Genomic DNA, 23,669 nt, shown 5'->3' with positions numbered 1-23,669 from the left:
AAGAAAATGCAATGGCTGTTTCTTGGGGCTTGGGACTTTGGACTTGATGCTTGGGACTTTCATTTCTGCACTCCGTTTTCATAAACTTTAACTTCAGCCACTTTTCCTTCTTTATCGTAGGCAGTTTGTTTGCCATTAAGGATTCCGTTCAGCCAGTTGTAATCGGCAAGTAGTTTTCCATCTTCGTAATAAACTTTCCAGGGTCCTTCTTGTTTTCCATCAGTATATTTTCCTTCCATATACGTGTTGCCGTTGGGATGGTAGTATTTCCAAAAACCGTTTTCAATTCCGTTTGAGTAAGCGCCCGTTTGTTTCAGATTTCCGTTTGGGTGATATACTTTCCATTCGCCCTCATATTTTCCGTTGACAAAATTTCCGGCAGTGTAATTCTTCCCATCCGGATACCACGATGTCCATAATCCGGTGCGCGAGTTGTTCTTATAATTACCTTTTTCCACAGGTATTCCTTGCTGAACTCCCTGAGTTTTAGATGAGAAATAATGCGTGTATTCTCCCTGCAGGGAATCGTTCGCGTAGGTTCCTTTCATTTCAATGGAGCCGTTGGAATAATATCCGGTGAAGGTTCCGTTGAGCTTTCCGTTTTTGTAAGTGCAGGTTTTTTGTTTTCCGTTGAGCGAATCTTTGTAATACGAAATAAATTCTCCTTCATACAAATCATTTACGCAGGTATATTTTTCTTTTTGCAATCCGTTATCATAAAACCCTTCGCAGTTGCCGTTGCGCTTGCCGTTGAGATATATTCTGTTGAATGACCTGCTTCCGTTTTCATTAAAGCCCCTGCTTTCTCCGTTGAGCGTGTCGTTTTTGTATTCCGACACTTCCATGATTTTTCCGTTGGTGTGATGAAAAATATTTTTCCCATCCATCTTGTCATCTTTGTAAATCAGTTCCTGAAAGAGTATGCCATCGTCATAATATATTTTTGAGTTTCCCTGCCTCCGTCCGTTTTCATAATGAACGGTTTGTTTCAGCTGCCCGTTGTTAAAATAAATCTTCCAGTCTCCTTCTAATTTATCTTCTTTGTAATTTCCTTCCTGCCAGGGTTTGCCATTCTCATAATAGATTTGATACAAACCATCCTTCATTGTTTTTCCCGATTCTTTTTTTGTATGAAAGATTTCTTTTTTTATTTTTTTATCGGCATCGTAAAAGGTTTGCTGGGTTTGTGCAAAAGCCCATCCCCATCCCTTCCCGAAGGGAAGGGAGAAAATTAAGAGTATCAGAATTTTTTTCTTCATGTTGATTTTCCCCTCCCCTTCGGGGAGGTCGGGTGGGGCTTTTTACTTCACTTCAACATTCATCTGAACTGCTTCCAGCGCGGAGTTGTTGCCATAGTCGAGAATGGCGGCAAGTGAATATTTTCCGGCAGGGATTTTTGGGGGCATTATGAGGGTAATTTTTTTTGTTGCGCCCGGAAGCACGGTAATGCGCTGAGGTTTTTCTTTTATTTCTTTTGCTGTTTCAAGATTTGAAAATACGAGATAAATTTTTCCTTCTATTACTTTGTCGCCTGTGTTTGATATGTTTGCCTGAAACGTGCGCAGCGTGTCTGCCGGCAGAGTTGTTTCTTTCAGGTTAGAAATGGCTCCCTTGTAATTGATATTTGATTTGGGCGATTGAATCACTTTCACGCCTATGCGGGGCTTTACTTTTACGCTGCCTTTCATTTGTTTGTCTGCCGAAAGGGCGGTTTGTTCTTCGGTGGCGCTCACAAACACCATGCACCAGCGGGTTTCTGAATGACCGGGCGGCACCTGCATCACCACTTTCACTTCTTTTTGTTCATTCGGATTCAAATCAAAGAATGAGGGATTCAGCGTAATCCAGTCTTTGCAGGATTTGTTTTCAGAAGTTTTTTTCTTTCCTAAACTATCAGCAGGCAAATCAACTGCAACGACATTGAATTGCTGTTTTTGGTTGGCGTGATTGCGGATATATAAGGTCTTGGTTTGAATTTGCCCGGGCTCGCAGTCATAAAGCATTTTTACGGGGGCAACTTCAAAATCCTGGGCATTAAGAAAGGTAATCGGTAATCGGTTACCAGTAATCAGTAAAAGGCAGAATGTATATATGTGAAATTTATTTCTCATAACTGTTTGTTATCCACCGTTCACCGATGACCGCTCACCGATTACTTGTGATTTTCTGTCGGCAAATGTAATTATTTTTCAGTTTTATCAATCTTTAATAATTGGAAACCTCTCCCTCCTTGTCTGATGGAAATAAAAATCCCTCTCCGATTGAGTGGAGAAGGATTATTTTTAGAAAATTTCTTTGCTTACTTGGCAACAGGAGGCACAGGCGGTGGAGTGCCGCTGCTTTCGTCCATTGTAAATCCCCATACTCCGGTGGCTTTCGGGTTTTTCTGATTCCTGCCGGTAAGCACTTTGGCAACTCTGCGGATTTCTGATTCCATTTCCGTAATATCTTTTTCTCCTGCTTCATTGCTTGTTTCGGCATCTTTGTGAAGTTGCGCGCCTGTTGCCAGTTTTTTTGCGGCAGTGCTTGCCAGCGTTCCTACTTTTTTGGGATCAGCATCGGCAGGGTTGATGGCTGGTTCATCGCCTAAGTTTTCGCTCTTCGCAAATATTAAGTTGCCGAGTTTTAACCATCCGTCATGGGTGGTTGGATAAGTGATTTTCATTTAATTTAATTTTGTGTCCCGATTCATCATCGGGGCTGATTTATACAAATGAGAACGGATCTTGCCAGTGTATATTGTGCATGGCTTTAATTATTTTCTCTGACAAAATACTTGTGGCTTCCATTGCCACACTTATTTTCTCTGACAAAACATTTATTTTCTCTGACAAAATACTTATTTCTTCTGACAAAACATTTATTTTCTCTGACAAAATACTTGTAGATGCCATTGCCACACTTATTTTTATGGCAGAAATGTTTGTAGGAATGATAAAAATTATTGATTTTTTGAGTAAAAGGATGAAACTCTGATGAAAAACAATCGTTTTACTAAAGGAGACCTTTCTCCGCATTAACTTTACAGGAATCCGAACCAAAATAAATAGGACTTACGCAAACTCTGCGGCTCTCTGCGAAAATCTCAGCGTTCTCTGCGGTAAAAATTTTAACCGCAGAGTTCACAGAGAAAAATGACGCTGAGAACCGCAGAGAAATACAAGAATTGTACATTTTGCGTAAAAGTCCTAATAAATTGGTTTTCCGTGTAACCTTTAATTATTTTCAGCGTAGCAGGGGAGTAACCTTTTCCTTTTTCATCATGTATTCAGATACTTCATAAAAAATAATTAGTTTTTATTGAACAATATGCTTTAATTTTATTATTACATTTGCATTCATCCAATTAAACGAAACAAAAACAAAAACAAAATCTATGAAAAAAACAATTCTCGCATCATGCATAGCCATGATAATTGCCGGTTCTGCTATGGCACAGCCGGTTTCTGACAGGGCTGTTATTCCCTTGGGAGTAACGCTGGTTCAGATTTTGCGCATTCATGTTACCAATGGCGGCAACATTGAGTTCGTGTTTAATGACATTGAAGATTACAAAAACGGCATTACCAATGCACAAGGTAATGGCTTTTATGATTCTGATGTTCAGATTGCTTCTTCCACTGAGTGGCAGTTAGATATGGGCGCAGAAGATGCAAACCTCATTGGAACAGATGATCCTACAAACGCAACGCACATCATGGCGTTGGATAATGTTGGTTTCACCTGCGATTGGGGTACAATTGCAGCAAATAATACTTGCTGTAGCGCTATTCTTGACGTTGACCGTACTGGCGCTTACACAGATAACATTTCTGCTCTTGGTGTTCCCAATATTCCCAACGGATTACTTCAATATGCAGGTGTTGGTACTGTAATTCTCTTTACTTCCGGTACCGGAAACGGTGGAGATGTGGCAGATAATAATTTCACTATCAATTGGGAGTGCGGCACTACTCCAGCCGTATCGGCTAACAGCCCAATGTCGGCAATAAACCTGCTTGACCAGAATATTCCTCCGGACAGGTATGTAACCAATGTTTTTCTTGAACTGACTTCACTCTAACTCTTATTTCATTGGGTTAGTAAAAGAACCCCGATATTGTGAAATACTTTATCGGGGTTTTTTCTTAGAGATTAAATTGTTTAACAACAAACTCATTCCCATGAAAAAACATATCTTTTCATTTTTCATTTACCTTATATTATTATCAGGAATTTTTATTCCGCAAATCTTTTTTGGACAAACATCATTTCAAAAAGTTTATAAGGTACAAACTACGAACATAATGAGTGTTTGGCAAAACAGTGATGGAGGATATGTGTTTGGCGCTCCCCGTACAGGTGTTTCTAATATTACAAGAACGGATGCCTCAGGTAATATTTTATGGAGCAAACAAATCAATCAGCCTGTGAGTGGACTTTCTGGAATTGTTCAGCAAACATACGATGGAGGATTTATCTGGACGGGTGTGCATGGCGGCATTGTAGGACAATTTTCGAGAAAAATATATTTAAACAAATTTGATATGAACGGGAATTTATTATGGACTAAACTATATGGAGGAGTATCTGGTGTGGACTTAGCGAATACAATGGCACAAACAACAGACGGAGGATTTATTATTTCCGGGATTACATCAAGTTTTGGTACTTCTTTAACTAAATACTTATTGAAAACAGATTCAAATGGTGCACTTGAATGGAGTAAAGTATTTGGTGACCAAGGGTCTTCAACTTCTTTTGTAATCCAAACAAATGACAACGGGTATGCTTTGGTGGGAACTCAAAATCAAGCGCCTATTGGTTTCAATAGCGCATCTTTATTAAAAACCGATTCCGGTGGCAATTTGCTTTGGAATAAGATATATGGTAATACAGGTCTTGCTGAGTCAACTGTTTTTAGGTCCGGGAGAGAAACCAATGATGGTGGGTTTATTATTGTTGGCTCACATACAGTATCGCCTTTTTCTCAATTAGGAGTGCATGATATATTGGTAGTTAAAACAAATAGCAATGGAAATGTATTGTGGTCAAAAACCTATGGAACAACTAACCATGAAGAGGGAAGTGATATACAACAAACTTCTGATGGAGGATTCATCGTTTCAGGAGATGCCGCAACTGGTCAGAATCTTTTTCAAAATTATGATAAATGCCTGCTGAAAATTAATTCTTCAGGAAATATTCAATGGGCTAAATTATACGGAGGTACAAACGGTGATGCAGCGGATCTCCCTCATTCATTGCAAATTACTTCTGATGGAGGATATGCAACCGTTGGATCCACTAGCAGTTTTGGTGGCACTCTTGATTTTTATTTTATTAAAACAGATGCTGTAGGTAACAGTGGATGTAATGAAAGTAACGCTGTGTTTACAGAAGCCATGCGTAATACTCAAGACATTACTTTTTCAACGAATACTTCTACGCCTCCTACAGTTTTAATAAACTTTACGCCTACTATTGGTACTCCTTCAGTTGTTGTTTCTTCCCTTTGCGGAATTACTCCTCTTACTGTTAGCGTTTCTCACGCTGATAATATTTGTAATGGCGGTTGTCTTGGTACTGCTACCGCCACACCATCAGGAAGCACTACACCATACACATTTTTTTGGTCACCCACAGGACAAACTACACCTGCTGCTACAGGACTATGTGCAGGAACTTATACGGTTGTAGTAATTGATGCAAGCGGAGCTACTGCTTCGGGCATTGTTTCAATTACAGAACCTACCGCTATCACTATCACTGCAACCCAAACTAATGCCTCCTGTTTTGGTGGAAACAATGGAACCGCATCCGTAACTGCATCAGGCGGAACACCGCCTTATATATATGTATGGAGTAACGGGCAAACAACTTCATCAGCCACTGGTTTATCGGCAGGAAATTATTCTGTTATAATCACCGATGCCAATGGATGCACAGCAATTGCAACAGTTATTATTACAGAACCTGCGACTCTTACTTTAGTTACATCCCAAACAAATGTTTCGTGTTTTGGAGGAAGCAACGGCAGTGCAACGGTAAACGTTTCAGGCGGAACACCTCCTTATATACATGTATGGAGCAACGGGCAAACCACAGCCACTGCAACCGGATTGTTTGCCGGAACATACAGCGTAACTGTTAGCGATGCTAACGGATGCAATGCAACGGCTTCGGTAGTAATTATTGAACCGCTTCAATTAGTTGCCAATGCCGGTGCAGACCAAACCATTATTATCGGTCAAATCACTGCATTAACAGCAATTGTAAGCGGAGGCACACCCTCTTATAGTTTTTTGTGGAGCACAGGACAAACAGCACAAAGCATTACAGTAAGCCCGACTGTTACTACTACATATACAGTTACTGTCATTGACATGAATGGTTGCAGCAGCAACGATAATGTTACAGTCTTTGTTCAGCAACCTCAGGATTGCAGCAACTTTAAATGCGGAAACAAAAATGAAAAAGTAGTGATATGCCATATTCCTCCCGGTAATCCCGGCAATCCACAAACGCTTTGCATTAGTCCAAACGCGCTGTCAGCCCATTTAGCGCATGGTGATTACTGCGGTCCTTGTATTAATTACAGAATAACTTCTTCTGACATTCAAGAAGAAAGTACTCCTATTAATCTGATAGAAGTTTATCCAAATCCATTTAATGATAATACTACCATCTCTATTCACCTTTCATATCCTGAAAAAGTAAAAGTTGAAGTGTTTAATTTAATTGGCAATAAGGTTGCCTTATTGTTTGATAATAATGCAGACAGCGGAACATTGAACGTTTCCTTTTCCGGAAATGGATTGCCTGATGGAGTGTGTATAGGTAAGATTACATTATCAGATAAAGAATATTTTCAGAAGTTATTGCTCCTAAATACATACTAAAATATGATGTTACGTTTGCAGATTCTGCTTTTATTTTTGAATTTATATCAATGCGTTTTTTCTCAGTCAGACGGTTCGGTGAGGGTGAGAGTGATGGGTGGCGGAAATCTTGATTTTATTTTTAATTCAATTGGAGATGGAGTTTGCTGTGGAAGCACAAAAGTTATTGATGTTTTTCATGAGAAAGTTCTGTTGGATAAAAATAAATTTTACATTCAGGATTTGAAATTTAAAATATAAATGCCTGTTCTTGCTTTCTATAAATTCATTACATTTTTTATCTTTGCACAAGATGTGAAAACTGAAGCTCCACATATACATTTCAGTAAACATAAATCAAAATACATTTATGGTAAATTGTGGCTTCAAAATTTAGAAATAATGCATCCGGCAGATTTTAGCGCAAAAGAATTAAATATAGTGAAAAAGCTGGCAACAAAATATCAGAAAGAATTAATTGATTTATATAATTCATTCGGGAAAAAAGAAACTCATCCCATAAAACTTACTTTAAAATGATAGAAAAAATATCTTTCAAAGAAAGAGGAAGAATAACTGTTTACATGGATGATGACAGGATAATTATTCTTCCTTTAAACCATTTTCCTTCTTTAAAAAAATTACCCCCTGATAAACGAAAAAAATATACGCTTCTAATTGACCCTGAAACGAAGAATATGAGAGGAGTAATGTTTGCAAGGGAAATACTTTTTGAAATAAAGGATTTCCTGGCTGGAAAAGAAATTTTCGCATAATGTTACTCATTATCAAAATACTAAATGCTCAACCCTATCAACTCACTCTTCAATTTAACAATGGATAGATTGCCTGATGGTATATATATAGGTAAGGTTACACTATCGGATAAAGAATACTTTCAGAAGCTATTAATTTTAAAGGAATATTAAAATATGATGTTACGTTTGTTTACAATTGTAATTGTGTTTTTGATAAATACAGCGAATTGTCTGTACGCACAAAGTTCAACACCGGGCGGATCAGTCAGATTAACAGTGCTTGGCGGAGGCAATCTTGATTTTGTTTTTAATTCAATTGCAGAATACAAGGCAGGCATTACGTACACCAACTGGACTATTCTTGGTATATCTGTAACGGATATTGCCGGTGATAATAATCCTCCAGGCGGTGATGGTATTGATGATTATACACAGTGGACACTAAGTGTTGAAGCGCAGGATAACGATGGCGATGGAGCCATAACAGGCACCAATCCCGCCAATACTCTTTTGTTCAGCACCATAGAAATGAGCGCTTCAATAAGCGGTGGCTGTCTTACCTGCGTTAGTTTATTTCCTGGTCCTCCTTATTTACCATTACCTGCTTCAGGTGCTGGTGTTCCTATAGTAGATGGAAGCGGTGGCGGTGCAGATGAGATTGAAGATGTTCCGTCTCCTGAAAACCTGGTTTATACGCTTGACCAGATTTCTATTACTTACCGTTGCGGAGTAACCACCAGTTTATTGAACAGCACGCCTGATTTTTATGCTGATGATATTGTATTCACATTGCTCATGAGCCCATAAAAACCTCTTAGGTGAAAAGATTTACTACCAACATATACTATTATTTGGCTTTTCTTTTATTTTTTTCTTTAGTAAGAAATAATAATTTATTTGCTCAGGCACCTGATTCAACAGCGGTTATTGCGGCAGATACTGCAGCCCCCTCTTCCGTCTCCCCCAAAGGGGGAGAAACTCCTTCCCCTTCGGGGAAGGCGGGGGATGGGGCTTCCCACAGCGTTGTGCTCATGGAGTTTGTGAAGGAAAAAACCGAACACGGCACCGATTCAACCTTTTTTAATATTCTGAAAATAACAAATACAAATGCCGCGCCCGTACAAGGCGTTGTAAAAATTTCAGTTCCTGACGGATGGAAACTTATTTCTGAAAGCGAAAAAACAGTAAACATAAATCCCGGACAAACCGAATATATACCCATGCGGATTTCGCTGGCGAGAACCTCCACAGGCGGAACGTCCTACATCATTAACGCCACGTTGATTTCAACTCGTTCTCTTTTCTCTGACAAAAACCAGTATTCGATAAGTAAAGCATGTTATGTTACCATCCCTAAAAAAACACGGTGGGATGTTTTCCCTCTTCAGCGAACCATTTATTTTGACCGCTATGCTGAATATGCTCCCATGTCTGTAAAGTTGTCGAATAAAGGAAACGGCAGCGAGATGGTGAAACTGGAGTTCACCATCGGAAGTTCATTGGAAATGTACGGCACATTTGCAAATAAATATTTTACATCCATTGAATTAAAACCTCACCTTGATACCATCCTTACGTATCATGTAAAATATATTCCTTTTGAAGAAAATGGCGTGTGGAACAGAGATTTTCAAAAAATGTCTGTTAAAATAATTGCCACTTCAGATACTCTTGTAAAAAAGACATCCATACTATTTAAATATCTTGAAAGCAATTATTACAATGTGCTTGCCGAGCGGTTTTCTCCTCTCACCATAGATGTTCAGCTCATCAATCTTCTTTCAGAATTTGACCCGCGAATAGTGTTTGGCGCATATGGCGATCTGGTATTTAAGAATGACGACAAACTTAATTACTCACTTCGCATTCCGGGGCTTCCGCTGTCGGGATACGGGAATGACCCTTATCTGGCAAAATCGCTTTGGCAGCGAACGCGCATGCGCGCCATCTACACAGCAGATAAATGGCAGGCAATGGCGGGCGATATAGGTTCGTATGGAATAAGTATGTTAGGTGTCGGTGGGCGGGGAATAGGCGGCAGTTATAAAATAAAACCTGACCAGAAAATAAGCGGTGTATTCACTGCGGCTGTTGGAACTCCGGTTTATTCAGGCGATGTTCAGCATGATATTATGCTGGGGAAGTCTATAGATTTTAGTTCTGCCTTAGCATTTATTTCTGATGACTATAATAAAGTTCAAAGTTATGGTTTGTCAGCCCGCGCCAGTTATCCCTTTTTACCCGGTCACCGCGTAGCCCTTTTGCTGGGAGTTTCACAAACTAACCACGTATACGATAATCAAACGTTCACTGATGCAAATGGCAATTTCATTACTACTGCAGACCCCAGCGCAACTTTCTATGGATATGGCGGACAGCTTCAATATTGGATGAATCTTAAAAAAGCGCACGCGCGATTAAACGTTAATTATACATCAAAATATTTTTCTCAATCCAATGGAAGAATTCTTGTCAACGGCAACGGACAGTATTTTATAAATAATAAATACTATCTCAACAGCGGTATAAATATTAATCAGATGGATCCTACCATCTACAACCAGGGAATCTTATATCCTGAAAAATATTTGCTTGCCGGAAATTACAAAACGGAAATAGTGGACAAAGTGAATTCACATCTTTCTCTTTCAGCAGGACCTGTTTTCGATCACATCTACCATAGAAATTTAAAAATCAATTACAATGGCGATAGCATTACTTCCCGCTTTTCAAGCATATCGCCTAAACTTGCTTTCAGATTAAGCAATAAAAATAACACGCACAGTTTAATAAGCCCTTTTATTGCTTTCGGTTATACTTATATTTTGTTTGCAATTGATTCTACAATAGGAACTCCATCACCTTATTCAAAAAGTTCTTTCTTTAACGCCAATGCAGGAGTGAACATGATTCAGAAATATTGGGGAGTTAATATTCTTTATTTCTACGGACCTCATGATATGAATACCCAGAAGGATTATTATTATTTCAACAGTTATAGCAAATCCATACGAATCACCCCGCATTTTGAGAAATATTACTTCAATAAAAAAATGCTCGTGTCTTCGTATGACAGCTATTATTATGAAGCGCTCGCCAATTCAGAACGGATTACTTTGAATGCCCGCTTCACTTTCTTTTTTGATCACGACTGGAGATTCTTTGTTGACAACAACATGTATTTCTCCAGCAGGGTGACCGCTGAAGGAGCAAAAATATACAACAGAAAATATTACCTTAACCTTGGCTTCAGAAAAACTTTTGACATACCTCAGCCCGGAATAAAATATTATGATTTGAAAGTGGTATGTTTTAAAGATATTAACGGCAATAAAATAATGGATAACAATGAGCAGGGAATTTCTGATATTGTTATTTCTGTTGACCGTGAATCGCAAATGGATTCCGTGACCAATACAGCTGTAAAGCAACGCGGGCAATTCATCCCTATCGAATTAGTTACAGATAATTTCGGTCAGATAATGTATTATCATATTCCTGAAGGAGAGTTTGATTTGCGCGTGTATCCTCTCGTTAACCTGAAAGACGTATACAACATTAACGGGCAATTGCAAAAGGCAAAGGTTATTCGCGATACCACATTTTACATCCCTTTTGCTCAAAGCTATAGGGTAATCGGGCACATCATTGTGCTCAGAGATGAATTTTCTTCCAATGGCATGACATCCGTTGCGAACATAAGGGTAGTTGCAACCGATTCTGCCGGCAATAGTTTTACAGCCCTCACCTCCAGTGATGGCAGTTATACCCTTTATGCGCCTGAGGCGGGAGAATACAAGGTAACTGTGAATAATATTTTTGGCGATCAATTTACATTGCAGGAACCGGAATACACCGTAAGTTTTGATGGCGCAAAAGAATTTCAGGTTGATTTTATCTTCAGCGAAAAGAAACGCCAGATGAACATAAGTGGAAACAGTAATAATAACTCTAATCCTAATCCTGTTCCAAATCCTAATCCTAATCCTAATCCCAATCCCAATCCCAATCCTCTGGTTTCACCAGCAGATACCTCTTCATCTGTTATTTACAGGATACAGATCATGTCAAGTTCAACTCAAATCCCGGCATCGCAATACGCCACAACATTCAAAGGAGCGAAAAATATAAAAGAGTATATTGAAAATAGAGTTTATAAATATACTGCCGGTGAATTTCAAACATGGGAATATGAGAAGGCGACCGAGTACAAAGACCAGTTAAAAGCGCAGGGATATGCAGGTGCTTTTGTTGCTTTTTTCAAAAACGGAAAGCGCATTAAGTAAATTTCATTCCTGAGATTACACAGATTTTTAAAAGAGATTACACCGATTTATAATAGTACTGTATTTCATCGGTGTAATCTCTTTGCTATTTATAATCGGTGTAATCACAATTATATCCCATCAACATCCCTTCGTTGAAAACATAGTGAATGGGTGCGATAGTTGCGCTATGAGTAAAACTAAATTCGTTTAGTGAGAATTTCCCTGCAATATATTGGATTATTATTTATCATTTGCCATTCGTCATTCGTCATTTCCTTTTCCCAACCCGTATTTCTTAAGTCATCACCTGATTATCCTGCAGCACTTTCTGAAAAATCATGGTCTGATTCTGTTTTTAATTCTCTTACACCCGATCAGCGCATCGGGCAATTGTTTATGGTTGCCGCCTATTCGAATGACAAAACCGATACCGCACAGATAAAAAAACTAATTGACTCCTGTGGGATTGGCGGACTTATTTTTTTTCAGGGAGGTCCCAGGCGTCAGGCAGTTCTCACAAATTATTATCAATCAAAATCCAATGTGAAACTTCTGATTTCCATTGATGGAGAATGGGGATTAGATATGCGCCTTGACAGCACGGTTCAGTTTCCCCGTCAGATGACGCTCGGTGCAATTAATCCCAAAGCAGATTCTCTGATTTATCTCATGGGAAAAGAAATTGCCCGCGAGTGCAGGCGGTTGGGGATTCATGTGAATCTTGCCCCTGTTGTAGATGTGAATAATAACCCGCTCAATCCGGTGATTAGCAGCCGCTCGTTTGGTGAAAATAAATTTTCCGTAGCGAGAAAATCAATGCTCTACATGAAAGGAATGCAGGATGCCGGAATTCTTTCCTGCGCCAAACATTTTCCCGGGCACGGAGATACGGAAAGCGATTCGCATAAAACGCTCCCTGTAATTTCTCACAGCAAAGAAACGATTGATACGCTCGACCTTTATCCATTCAAAGAACTTTTTAAACAGGGAATCGGCTGTGTAATGGTGGCGCATCTTTTCATTCCTGCGCTTGACACAACAGCAAACACAGCTTCTACATTGTCTCCGAAAGTTGTAACCGATTTGCTGAAGAAAGAATTAAAGTTTGAGGGATTGGTTTTTACCGATGCGCTCAACATGCAAGGCGTGAGCAAATTTTATAAGCCCGGGGAAGTGGATGTAAAAGCGCTCATTGCCGGAAATGATGTACTCCTTTTTTCTGAAGATGTTCCAAAAGCCATAGTGGAAATAAAGAATGCATTGGCACGCGGTGAGATCACGCAGGAAGAAATAGATAAGCGATGTAAAAAAATTCTGATAGCAAAGCAATGGTGCGGACTCAGCAGATATTCTCCGGTTGATACCGCAAATCTTTTCCGCGATATTAATTCTTACCGAAGCGAATACCTCAACATTCTTCTTGCTGAAAATTCTATAACGCTTCTGAAGAATAACAAAAAATTAATTCCCCTGATGAATCTCGATACGCTGAAGATTGCATCGGTAATGATAGGGGCGGGGAGCAGCAATAAATTTCAAGAAATGCTTGGCTGGTATTCCCCTGTGAAAAAATTTATTTTGGCAAAAGAACCGACACAATCCCAGTCCGATACGCTCTTGAAAAAACTTCGCGATTACAATCTTGTGATTTTTGGAATTGCCGGAATGAATAATCCCAAACAGGATTTTGGAATCACCTCCCAAACGATAAATTTTATCCGTAAAGCAAACCGCCAGTCGAAAACAATCGTTTCCATTTTCGCAAATGCATATTCTATGCAGATGTTTGACACGATTACCGACAGCACCAATGCAATTATAATGAGCTACGAGAATAATGATTACCTGATGAATCTTACCGCGCAAATGATTTTTGGTGGAGTTTCTGCTAAAGGAAAACTACCCGTAACTGCATCTAAAACTTTTCCGCTTAATTCCGGATTAAACACAGGCGCACCTATTCGTTTCAAATATACAGTCCCGGAAGATGTTGGAATGGATCCTAAAAAATTGGAAGCGCTGGATACAATCGTAGAAAGAGCAATTTCAGAAAAAGCATTCCCCGGCTGCGAAATTTTCTTTGCCAGAGATAGAAAAGTTTTTTATTACAAGTCATTCGGCTACCATACTTATGAGAATAAACGGGCAGTTAAGAATGATGATATTTATGATTTAGCTTCCATCACAAAAGTTGCTGCAACTACAGCCGCCACCATGCAGTTGGTGGACAAGAAAAAAATATCTCTTAACGATCTGCTCTGCTATCATTTACCTGAATTGGAAGGAACAGACAAGATGAATATTAATCTTAGGGAAATGCTCACGCATCAGGCGGGATTAAAAGACTGGATTCCATTTTATTTGAAAACATTAAGCAAAGGAGAATACAAGCCCGGCATATACAGCAAGTACAAGAACAAGGATTTTCCTGTTCGTGTGGCAGATAAATTATATATCAATAAGAACTATTCTGACACCATCTGGAAAAGGATCATTGAATCACCTGTGAGCGATAAGCACGAATACAAATACAGCGATCTCGATTTGTTATTTATGTGGAAAATAGTGGAGCGAGAAACAAAAATGCCGATGAATGAATATGTGCAGAAAAACTTTTATGCTCCGCTCGGATTGTCAACGATGGGATACAAGCCCAGGGAAAGATTTTCGCTTAACAGAATTGTTCCTACAGAATATGATGTGAAGTTCAGAAAACAATTAGTGCACGGAGATGTGCACGACCCCGCAGCCGCCATGCTGGGCGGGGTGGCAGGACATGCAGGATTATTTTCTGATGCGAATGATTTGGGCGTGATGATGCAATTGTTTCTGCAGAAGGGCGAGTATGGAGGCAAAAAATATATTGACACAGCAACAGTGAGTGAATTTACCAAGTGCCAGTTTTGTGCCGACAACCGCAGAGCAATTGGGTTTGACAAACCCGAAACTGATCCTAAGAAAGAAAGTCCTGTTTGCGATTGTGTTTCCTATTTAAGTTTCGGTCATCAGGGTTTCACAGGCACTATCACCTGGGCTGACCCTGAAAAAAATCTTGTGTATGTTTTTCTTTCTAACCGCGTTTATCCCGATGCCGAGAATCAGAAGATTACCAAACTGGGTGTGCGCAGTGCTTTGCTAAGAGTAGTGTATGGAGCGATGAAGTGATATTTTTCCATATTTGTATATTCGTAACCTTATTCGTAATTCGTAAAGAATGAAAATCGGAATTGTCTGTTATCCGACTTTTGGCGGAAGCGGTGTGGTTGCCACTGAGTTGGGCAAGGCGCTTGCCGCTAAAGGGCATAAAGTTCATTTCATCACGTATAGCCAGCCAGTAAAGCTGGATGTATCTTCTCCCAATATTTATTACCATGAAGTTTCTATTTCTGATTATCCGCTTTTTGATTATGCGCCTTATGAATTGGTTTTGTCAAGCAAGTTAGTGGATGTGGTGCGTTATTATAAATTGGATTTGCTTCATGTGCATTATGCCATTCCCCACGCAAGCGCGGCTTATCTTGCAAAGCAGATTCTTGCATCGCAAGGCATAAAAATTCCGTTCATTACCACGCTGCACGGAACAGATATTACACTATTGGGAAAAGACGCTTCGTTCGAACCGGTGATTACTTTCTCTATTAACCAGAGCGATGCGGTGACAACAGTTTCGCAATCTTTGAAGGATGATACATTGAAGTTTTTTAAAATTGAACGCGAGATAAAAGTGATTCCAAATTTTATTTGTCTGGATGATTACACTCATAAAGTAACAGAGCAGGAAAAAAAGCAATACGCACCCCATGGAGAAAAAATACTGATGCACATTTCTAATTTCCGGAAAGTAAAAAGGGTAGAGGATGTGCTGAAAGTTTTTGATAAGGTGAGAAAACAAATTCCTTCTAAGTTGATTTTAGTTGGCGATGGTCCTGAGCGAAGCAATATTGAAAACCTCTGCAGGCAGTTGGATACTTGCGGAGATATTATTACTCTTGGCAAGGTGCGCGATACAGAAAAAATTCTTCCGGTTGCGGATTTATTTTTACTCACGTCTGAAACAGAAAGTTTCGGACTTGCAGCGCTGGAGGCAATGGCGGCAAAAGTTCCTGTGATCTCCACCAATACAGGCGGAATCCCTGAAGTGAATCTTCATAATTTTTCCGGCATGCTCAGCAATGTGGGTGATGTGGATGGTATGGCAAAGAATGCAGTGTCAATTCTGAAAGATGAAAAAGAGCATAGAAAGTTTTCTGAAAACGCTTTCGAACAGGCAAAAAAATTTGGCATTGAAAAGATATTGCCGATGTATGAAGCATTGTACCAGCAAGTGATTGGTAAATAATAGTAAGTGCCGTCACTCCCCGCAATCACATTCTCCGTAATACATCACAGGTTCACGGGTTGCGTATTTCCATTCTTTGTTTCTATAGTAAATTACATAGCCGGGAGAGAAATAATAATAAGTGATTCCTTTCGCTTTGTAAATGGAAGAAAATTTTTGTTCTTTGCCATGAAAAGGTCCGTATCCATCAATCGTTGTACTGGAAAAATCAGGAATAACATAAATCAGTTTTTGGTTTACATAGAGAAGCGACCACGTTATCCTGTCATCATACCAACTATGATTTTTCTTTTTCGAATAACCCGTTGTATCTGTTGTACAGTAATAAAAATCAGTTGAATCTGTTTTGATGTGAATGCAGTTTTTTAACAGAACGCTGTAGGTGATTACATAGTCCTCGTTATTATTTTTACTAATAGATTGCAAGTACACATCTTTCTTTTCATCCACTTCAGTTGCTTTCCATCTGTATCTTGTCAAATATTCCTTATTGATGAGAGGACTTTGAAATTCTTCGCTTACCATCTCAAAAAGATTTGTTTTAGCTTTTAGTGAATCGTAGTTCAAACTTTTTCCGCAGTCAATTTTTCCGAGAATCATTGTTCCTGTACATTTCTTTTTTTTTAATTTAATTGTTCCAAGCAAAAACTTAGGATCAGGGTGTGTGCAGCATTCTTTCTGAGAAATCATTCTGAACTTTGACATTTTTCCATAACAGATTCCATTTTCACTGATTATGCTGACCGTATCAAATTTCTTTTTTAGATCTTTCGGGAAAGAGTCAATTCTGAGAAGTAACACTTCCCCTTTTTCGTTTTTTTCGTAAAGAGGAAGCGTTGGCTGGCTAAAGCAGTTAACAATAAATAATGAAAAATTTAAAATGAAAAAATATCTGATCATAGGGAAGGTTAGAATTACTGAGCCCCCTTCTCTGTCCACTTGTAAATTTTTTTTCCAATGCCAAAAGTTTTTTTACTGTTCGGATTCTGTGGGTGGGGAATGTTGAAATTAATTCCAATAGTTGCCATCACATCGTAGATACGCACTTTTTCAAAACCATTTGATTTGCCAAAGACAAAACGATAATCTCCAAATAAACTGATGTTTTCATAAATCAATTGGGTGATTCCGCCTCCGAAATTTATTCCCCATCTTTTTACTTCCACATAGGTGCCTTCCAAAACGCCTTTCGCAAACTGATCAAGGTCGGTGAAGGCAGTGCGTCTGCCTTTCCATTCATGTCTGTTGATGCCGGTAATAGTATAAATTCGGGTGAGTTGGCTTTGCGTGCGAAACGAAACTTGTCCATTGATGTCAAACTTTCTGGTATGAACATTATCCCATGCGGATGGAGATTCATGAACAGGGAAAGAAGAATATTCAGTGGATAGAAAAAATACGCTTCCGAGATGAGTAACAAGATGGGCATGCAATCCGCGATAGACCACCGAACTGTTATACCTGCTCAAATCAATGCTTGAATATACTGCTCCTCCGCCAAGTTGAAAAAGCGGCTCTTGGTAAATTGGTTTTTGCGCTTTGAAAGCAAAAGCAGAACAAGAAAAAGAAAGAAGAAACAATTGAAGCATTACTTTTCTCATGGCATAAAGGTACAAAAAGTGTTTTGAACTAACAAAAGTATTTAGCAACCGGCATATTTTTTTAGCTCCGAAGGAGTCCCTTCGGGATAAGTGGTAATCTTGCCCAAAAGATAGAAAGAAAATTGAAAGCAGAAACTATTAAGGCAGGGGCAAATTAAAACTCAATCCTGTAGCCCCCGTAAGGAAACAATCCCAGCTGATATTCTTCAGTAATTGCCTTCTTGTTGTCGTTATACACTTGCTGCAGAATGTTTTTTCGGTTGAAGATGTTTTCGATGTGGAAGAAAATGTAGTGCGAAACTTTTTTGGTATTGATGCGGTAAGAAATTTTGAAGTCAATTTTCTGGTAATCGCGGAACTGATTTTGAAAGGCAAGCGAATCAATGTACACTACATCTTTATTCAGAATAGATTGTTGAATGTCAATGGGAGTGTAGCGGTTGCCGCCAGCGAAAGTCATTTTTATATCAAAAGCGATGGACTGATTCTTTTTTCCTCCAACAGGCAGCTCAATTCCGCCAAGCAGATTATAAACATACCCACCGTTGAAAGCAGTATTGCGGAGAATTCCATCGCTTCCCTTGTATTTTGATTCATAAAGGGAAAGGGATGAAAGAAAATAATATTTTTTGCTGAAGAATTTTTCAATCGTAAACTCAGTTCCGTAATTATAACCGGTTCCTTTATTTTCCAATGAATCAACAAAAGTTAATCCTTCCAGTTCATTCCCAACATTCACGGTTGAGAACGAGCTCTTATGGTATTTTTCAATAGGAAGATTGTACAAATCCTGATAATAGCATTCAAGCTTCAGGCGAAAATCTTTCGCAAAGTTGTAATCATACGCCAGAACGTAATGAATGCTTCTGCTTAAATCAATGGTGCTGTTGGTGTTGTAGTATGCATTAGTGATTGAGTCAAAAGACTTGTACATATAATATATGAGAGGAAGTGTTTGGCTGTGCATTCCAAAAGCAAGAGAAAGAGTTTGCTTCGGCAAAAACTGCCATCGCATCCCAGCTCTTGGTTCAAGTCCAAAAGAATTTGTCAGTGCAAACCAGTTGTAATGCACCCCGCTATTGAAAGTGAGATTGTCAGTACAGCGATACTGCCAGTGTAAAAATGTCTGAAAGGAACTTGTATTTCCCTTTTCATTGAACTCATTAAGGTATCTTTTGTTATTGCGTGACCAGTAGATAGATTCGTAATTTACCATCATGTATTTCCATATATAACCTGTTTTAAGCAAGTGGTGCGCATTAATTTTATCCGTCACCGTGTAGTTGACAAAGTATTGTCCGTCTTTGGATGCATTGGTGTAAACGCGGAAAGGACTTTTATCAGCAGCAAGCGTATCAAGAGTTACTTTGAATTGCGAACCAGAAACTGAGACATTCAACTTGCCTGAAATTTTATCGGTAAAAAAATAGAGGTGAGAAAATCCGGCAACTCCCATCTTAGAACCAAATACAAGGTCTTCGCCCAAATTTGTGAATGACCAGTCTGTAGAATCTTTCTGACTATCGAGTAAAGAAATATCGCTCATGCCGCCAATTCCCCAGAGCGTGAACACACCGGCTTTTGATGTAGGAAGATTTATTTTATAGGAAAGATCCTGATAAGTTGGAATTCCGGAAACACCAAAATTGATTCCAAGCGTTTGAAAAAGTTTCAGAGAATTGTAGCGGTAATTAATCAGGTAAGAACCGTTATTTGATGAGGCAGATTTTCTGGTTGTATCATTCGTTCCTTGTCCCTTGTCCCTTGTTCTTCCTAAAGGTCCTTCAATTCCGCCTTCCCATCCGTTCAGTCCGGCTTGACCTGTGTATTCCATTTTTTCATTGTTTCCGTTTCTCATCTTCAAATCAAACACAGCTGACATTTTATTTCCATACTCGGCAGGAAAAGCGCCCGTAAGAAAATCAGAAGAGCCCAAAAGATTATTATTGAGAATGCTCACAGGACCTCCTGTTGCGCCCTGCGTAGAAAAATGATTCGGGCTAGGGATGTCAGTGCCTTCCAAACGCCACAAAACTCCGAGGGGAGAATTTCCGCGCACGATTATATCATTGCGTGCATCATTGCCTGTTGCCACGCCTGCGTAAGCAGCAACCATTTTGCTTGGGTCACCGCGGCTTCCTGCATAACGCTCCGTTTCTTCGCTCTGAAAATTGCGCGCGCTGTTCGTTACCAAATCATTGTTTGCTTTTGTTTTGTCTTTCTCAGCAATAATCACCACTTCATTACCCATTAAAAGTTTTTCGTGCATCTCTACATTGAGCACTACCTCTTTTCCTGTGGTTGCGATGATGTTCTGGAGGATTATATCTTCATATCCAATAAAAGAAAACTTTATGGTATGCCTGCCCACAGGAACTTTTGCTAAACGAAATTTCCCGTCCGCATCAGTAATAGAATAAATATTCGTATCAATATTCAGAACTTTTACACCCACCTGCTCAATCGGTGATTTTGAATCGGCATCCACCACAACTCCGCGAATGGTTTGTGTCAGCGTTTGAGAAAATGCTGAATTAAGAATTAAGAATTGAGAATTGAGAAGCACTAAAACATACAGCCAATTCTTTTCTATAATATTTGTTATCAGATTGTTCATTTTCCTAATAGAATTAGCAAATATACACCTAAGTAATTCACCTCAAATTCTCTTTTCTTGGTATTAATCCTTTTTCTATATTTGCGTCCCTTTTTATAAAAAAGGAAAAATAAAACAATAACCCTTATGCCTTCCCCCGACATGTCGGGGGATCCAAGGTCTCCGCAAGGGGAATAGGGCATGAGACAAAACAAAAATAAATGTCAAAGCAGTACGAAACAGTATTTATCTTGACACCTGTCCTGTCTGACGAGCAGACAAAAGAAACAGTAAACACATACAAAAAACTGTTCAAGGAACATGGTGTGAAAATCGTTCACGAAGAATCATGGGGGCTGAAAAAACTGGCCTACCCCATCAAAAAGAAAAACACGGGTTTTTACCAGCTCTTCCAGATTGAAGCTCCGGGCGAAGCTATCTCTGTGATTGAAACCGCTTACAAGCGTGATGAGCGTGTACTCCGTTATCTTACCATTCATCTTGATAAGTTTGCGCTTGCATTTGCTGAGCGCAGAAAAGCAAAACGGGCTAACAAAAAAGACAACCGAAAAGAAGAGGTTGCAGCGTAATTTATAATTCATAATCTTAATTTCAAAAATATGGCTACAGTAACAACCGATACAGGCGAAATCAGATATTTAAATCCTCCCGTGCTTGAGGTGAGCAATGTAAAATATTGTCGCTTCAAAAAAATGCGATGGGATTATATTGACTACAAAGACGCAGACTATCTCCTTAAATTCGTAAATGATCAAGGGAAACTTTTACCAAGGCGTTTGTCAGGAAACTCTGTTAAGTTTCAGCGAAGAGTTGCTCAGGCGGTTAAGCGTGCGCGTCATCTGGCGCTTTTGCCATTTGTTGCTGACGGATTGAAATAGGATTATTAATAACGAATGGCTCGAATGTTACAAATGACGCCAAGTATGATTTGTAATATTCGTAACAAGATTCGTTAATTAGTAACCAGGAAATAATAACTCTAAACACAAAAAAGAAAATGGAAGTTATATTAAAACAAGAAGTAAAGAACCTCGGCACAAAGAATGAACTTGTGAAAGTTCGTCCGGGTTATGCACGCAATTTTCTGTTTCCGCAGGGACTTGCAGTTGAAGCTACTACAGGAAGAAGAAAAGAACATGCTGAGATTGTTAAACAGCGCGCGCACAAAGAAGAAAAAATTCTTACGGCTGCACAAAAATCGGCAGAAGTTCTTAAGGGCATGACGCTGAAAGTTGGAGCAAAAGCAGGAGAAAAAGGAAAAATATTCGGCTCTGTTACATCCATTCAGATTGCTGAAGCAATCAAGAAATCAGGATATGATGTGGATAGAAAAAATATTTCAATTGAAAACGAAGAAAATATTAAAACCCTCGGCACTTATGCTGCTACAATAAAGTTTCACAAAGAAGTTATCGTAAAAGTAAATTTTGAAGTTGTAGCAGAATAGGATTTTATCATATTGAAAGGCATCTCGTTGTTTTATCGGGATGCCTTTTTCTTTTATCAATGGCACAGAAAGAAGAAATAGCAAAACGCAGGACTTTCGGCATCATCAGTCATCCCGATGCAGGAAAAACTACGCTTACTGAAAAATTACTTTTGTTCGGTGGAGCAATTCAAACTGCGGGTGCTGTTAAACACAATAAAATCAGGAAAACCGCTACATCCGATTTCATGGAGATAGAAAAGCAACGGGGAATTTCTGTTGCTACTTCCGTAATGGGTTTTGAATATAACGGTTATAAAATAAATATTCTCGACACACCAGGGCACAAAGACTTTGCAGAAGACACTTACAGAACACTCACTGCAGTTGACAGTGTTATTCTCGTTATTGACTGTGTGAAAGGAGTGGAGGAACAAACGAGAAAATTAATGGAAGTCTGCCGCATGCGTCACACTCCTGTTATCGTTTTCATCAACAAACTTGACAGAGAAGGGCGCGACCCTTACGACTTGCTCGAAGAAATTAATAAAGAGTTGCACATTCATACTCGTCCGCTTTCATGGCCGATAGGAATGGGTTCTGAATTCAAAGGAGTGTATAATCTTTTTGAGAAAAAATTACAATTGTTTTTTTCTGCAGACAAACAGCGAATTGCAGAAGATGTAATCGCGATTAATGATTTGAATGATTCTGCTCTTGAAAAATATGTTGGAGAAGATTACGCTAAGCAATTAAGAGAAGATGCTCATTTGATTGAAGGAGTTTACGAACCTTTTGATATGAATCTTTACCGTGAAGGTTATTTGGCTCCTGTTTTCTTCGGAAGTGCGATAAATAATTTTGGCGTGAAAGAGTTGCTCGACACATTCGTGAAGATTGCTCCTCCGCCTCTTGCCAGACAGATTGATAAGCGAATTATAAATCCTGAAGAAGAAGCATTTACAGGATTTGTTTTCAAGATACACGCTAACCTTGATCCGAATCACCGCGATAGAATTGCGTTTTGCAGAATTTGTTCCGGCCGGTTTGAGCGGAATAAATTTTATCATCACGTTCGTCTGGATAAGCAAGTTCGGTTTTCCAGTCCGACAAGTTTTATGGGAAGTTCAAAAAACATTATTGATGAGGCATTTCCCGGAGATGTGATTGGTTTGTATGACACTGGCAATTTCAAAATCGGTGACACATTAACAGAAGGAGAGCATTTGCAGTTCAAAGGTATTCCGAGTTTTTCACCTGAGATTTTTAAGGAACTTATTAATAAAGACCCGTTCAAGACAAAGCAATTAGACAAAGGAATCCGCCAACTGACCGATGAAGGTGTTGCGCAGTTGTTTGTTCAGCACATGGGGAATAAAAAAATTGTCGGCACAGTGGGCGAACTTCAGTTTGAAGTGATACAATTCAGATTGAGAGAAGAATACGGTGCTTCCTGCGAGTTTCGCCCATTGGATTATTACAAAGCTTGTTGGTTTACAGCACAGCCCCCTCTAACTCCCCCGAAGGGGGAGAACTTGCGCGTGTGGGTATCCACTCCTTCGGAGCAAAGCCCCTCTTCGGGGGGTTGGGGGACTTTTCTTTCCGTAAAAGCAAACAACATTGCATACGATAAAGAAAACCGCCCTGTATATTTTGCTGAAAGCGCATGGATGTTACAAAAGGCGCAGGAAACTTATCCTGATATTAAATTTCATTTTACTTCGGAGTTTGAAGAAGAAGAAGCCATTCGTCATTAGTCATTAACAACCATTTGGTATTATAAAAATTTTTATCTTTACC

General features: G+C 39.2%; 20 protein-coding genes. 14 read left to right on the top strand and 6 right to left on the bottom strand.

The window, feature by feature from the left end; all coding sequences use genetic code 11:
* Positions 1-59 precede the first annotated feature (59 nt).
* The 3 genes from HY841_05975 to HY841_05965 all read right to left on the bottom strand — a co-directional run bounded on the left by HY841_05975 (position 60) and on the right by HY841_05965 (position 2,665).
* Positions 60-1,259, bottom strand: a complete 1,200-nt coding sequence (locus tag HY841_05975; protein MBI4930290.1) for a toxin-antitoxin system YwqK family antitoxin — start codon at positions 1,257-1,259, stop codon at positions 60-62.
* Positions 1,260-1,301: 42 nt separating this feature from the next.
* Positions 1,302-2,111 carry a hypothetical protein gene (locus HY841_05970; GenBank protein ID MBI4930289.1) on the bottom strand — a complete coding sequence of 270 codons (810 nt, stop codon included), beginning with the start codon at positions 2,109-2,111 and terminating at the stop codon, positions 1,302-1,304.
* Between the two features lie 188 nt (positions 2,112-2,299).
* On the bottom strand, positions 2,300-2,665 hold the full coding sequence (locus tag HY841_05965; protein ID MBI4930288.1) for a hypothetical protein: 366 nt from the start codon (positions 2,663-2,665) through the stop codon (positions 2,300-2,302).
* Between the two features lie 80 nt (positions 2,666-2,745).
* Between HY841_05965 and HY841_05960 the strand changes: the two genes are divergently transcribed.
* The 10 genes from HY841_05960 to bshA all read left to right on the top strand — a co-directional run bounded on the left by HY841_05960 (position 2,746) and on the right by bshA (position 16,225).
* Positions 2,746-2,976: a hypothetical protein gene (locus HY841_05960; protein ID MBI4930287.1), complete on the top strand. Its 231-nt coding sequence runs from the start codon at positions 2,746-2,748 to the stop codon at positions 2,974-2,976.
* A 400-nt stretch (positions 2,977-3,376) separates the two neighbouring features.
* On the top strand, positions 3,377-4,063 hold the full coding sequence (locus HY841_05955; GenBank protein MBI4930286.1) for a hypothetical protein: 687 nt from the start codon (positions 3,377-3,379) through the stop codon (positions 4,061-4,063).
* Between the two features lie 100 nt (positions 4,064-4,163).
* Positions 4,164-6,881 (top strand): T9SS type A sorting domain-containing protein, encoded by a 2,718-nt coding sequence (locus tag HY841_05950; protein MBI4930285.1) that lies wholly within the window; start codon positions 4,164-4,166, stop codon positions 6,879-6,881.
* Between the two features lie 3 nt (positions 6,882-6,884).
* Positions 6,885-7,121 (top strand): hypothetical protein, encoded by a 237-nt coding sequence (locus tag HY841_05945; protein MBI4930284.1) that lies wholly within the window; start codon positions 6,885-6,887, stop codon positions 7,119-7,121.
* 54 nt (positions 7,122-7,175) lie between these two features.
* Positions 7,176-7,400, top strand: a complete 225-nt coding sequence (locus HY841_05940) for a DUF4160 domain-containing protein (protein ID MBI4930283.1) — start codon at positions 7,176-7,178, stop codon at positions 7,398-7,400.
* A complete protein-coding gene (locus HY841_05935; GenBank protein MBI4930282.1) occupies positions 7,397-7,636 on the top strand; it encodes a hypothetical protein in 240 nt (79 codons plus the stop codon). The genes HY841_05940 and HY841_05935 overlap by 4 nt, the downstream gene beginning before the upstream one ends.
* 156 nt (positions 7,637-7,792) lie before the next feature.
* A complete protein-coding gene (locus HY841_05930; protein ID MBI4930281.1) occupies positions 7,793-8,425 on the top strand; it encodes a hypothetical protein in 633 nt (210 codons plus the stop codon).
* 11 nt (positions 8,426-8,436) lie between these two features.
* Entirely contained in the window at positions 8,437-11,904 is a 3,468-nt protein-coding gene (locus HY841_05925) for a hypothetical protein (GenBank protein ID MBI4930280.1), read from the top strand.
* A 192-nt stretch (positions 11,905-12,096) separates the two neighbouring features.
* Positions 12,097-15,051, top strand: coding sequence for a serine hydrolase (locus HY841_05920; GenBank protein ID MBI4930279.1), 2,955 nt, complete (start codon positions 12,097-12,099; stop codon positions 15,049-15,051).
* A 49-nt stretch (positions 15,052-15,100) separates the two neighbouring features.
* The gene (gene bshA / locus HY841_05915; protein MBI4930278.1) at positions 15,101-16,225 is read left to right on the top strand and encodes an N-acetyl-alpha-D-glucosaminyl L-malate synthase BshA; all 1,125 of its coding nucleotides are present in this window, start codon (positions 15,101-15,103) and stop codon (positions 16,223-16,225) included.
* A 12-nt stretch (positions 16,226-16,237) separates the two neighbouring features.
* Here bshA and HY841_05910 read toward each other — a convergent pair whose 3' ends face one another.
* The 3 genes from HY841_05910 to HY841_05900 all read right to left on the bottom strand — a co-directional run bounded on the left by HY841_05910 (position 16,238) and on the right by HY841_05900 (position 20,443).
* Positions 16,238-17,125, bottom strand: a complete 888-nt coding sequence (locus HY841_05910; protein MBI4930277.1) for a hypothetical protein — start codon at positions 17,123-17,125, stop codon at positions 16,238-16,240.
* Between the two features lie 14 nt (positions 17,126-17,139).
* Positions 17,140-17,826, bottom strand: a complete 687-nt coding sequence (locus tag HY841_05905) for an outer membrane beta-barrel protein (GenBank protein ID MBI4930276.1) — start codon at positions 17,824-17,826, stop codon at positions 17,140-17,142.
* Positions 17,827-17,980: 154 nt separating this feature from the next.
* Positions 17,981-20,443: a TonB-dependent receptor gene (locus HY841_05900; GenBank protein ID MBI4930275.1), complete on the bottom strand. Its 2,463-nt coding sequence runs from the start codon at positions 20,441-20,443 to the stop codon at positions 17,981-17,983.
* Between the two features lie 200 nt (positions 20,444-20,643).
* Between HY841_05900 and HY841_05895 the strand changes: the two genes are divergently transcribed.
* The 4 genes from HY841_05895 to HY841_05880 all read left to right on the top strand — a co-directional run bounded on the left by HY841_05895 (position 20,644) and on the right by HY841_05880 (position 23,626).
* Positions 20,644-21,012 (top strand): 30S ribosomal protein S6, encoded by a 369-nt coding sequence (locus HY841_05895; protein ID MBI4930274.1) that lies wholly within the window; start codon positions 20,644-20,646, stop codon positions 21,010-21,012.
* A 30-nt stretch (positions 21,013-21,042) separates the two neighbouring features.
* Positions 21,043-21,321 (top strand): 30S ribosomal protein S18, encoded by a 279-nt coding sequence (locus HY841_05890; GenBank protein MBI4930273.1) that lies wholly within the window; start codon positions 21,043-21,045, stop codon positions 21,319-21,321.
* 119 nt (positions 21,322-21,440) lie between these two features.
* Positions 21,441-21,890: a 50S ribosomal protein L9 gene (locus HY841_05885; protein MBI4930272.1), complete on the top strand. Its 450-nt coding sequence runs from the start codon at positions 21,441-21,443 to the stop codon at positions 21,888-21,890.
* A 59-nt stretch (positions 21,891-21,949) separates the two neighbouring features.
* Positions 21,950-23,626 carry a peptide chain release factor 3 gene (locus HY841_05880; protein MBI4930271.1) on the top strand — a complete coding sequence of 559 codons (1,677 nt, stop codon included), beginning with the start codon at positions 21,950-21,952 and terminating at the stop codon, positions 23,624-23,626.
* Positions 23,627-23,669: the final 43 nt, after the last annotated feature.

Source organism: Bacteroidota bacterium (assembly GCA_016213405.1).
Taxonomy (GTDB): Bacteria; Bacteroidota; Bacteroidia; order Palsa-948; family Palsa-948; genus Palsa-948.
The sequence above is the reverse complement of the archived record's forward strand: the minus strand, read 5'-3'. Positions and strand labels throughout refer to the sequence as shown.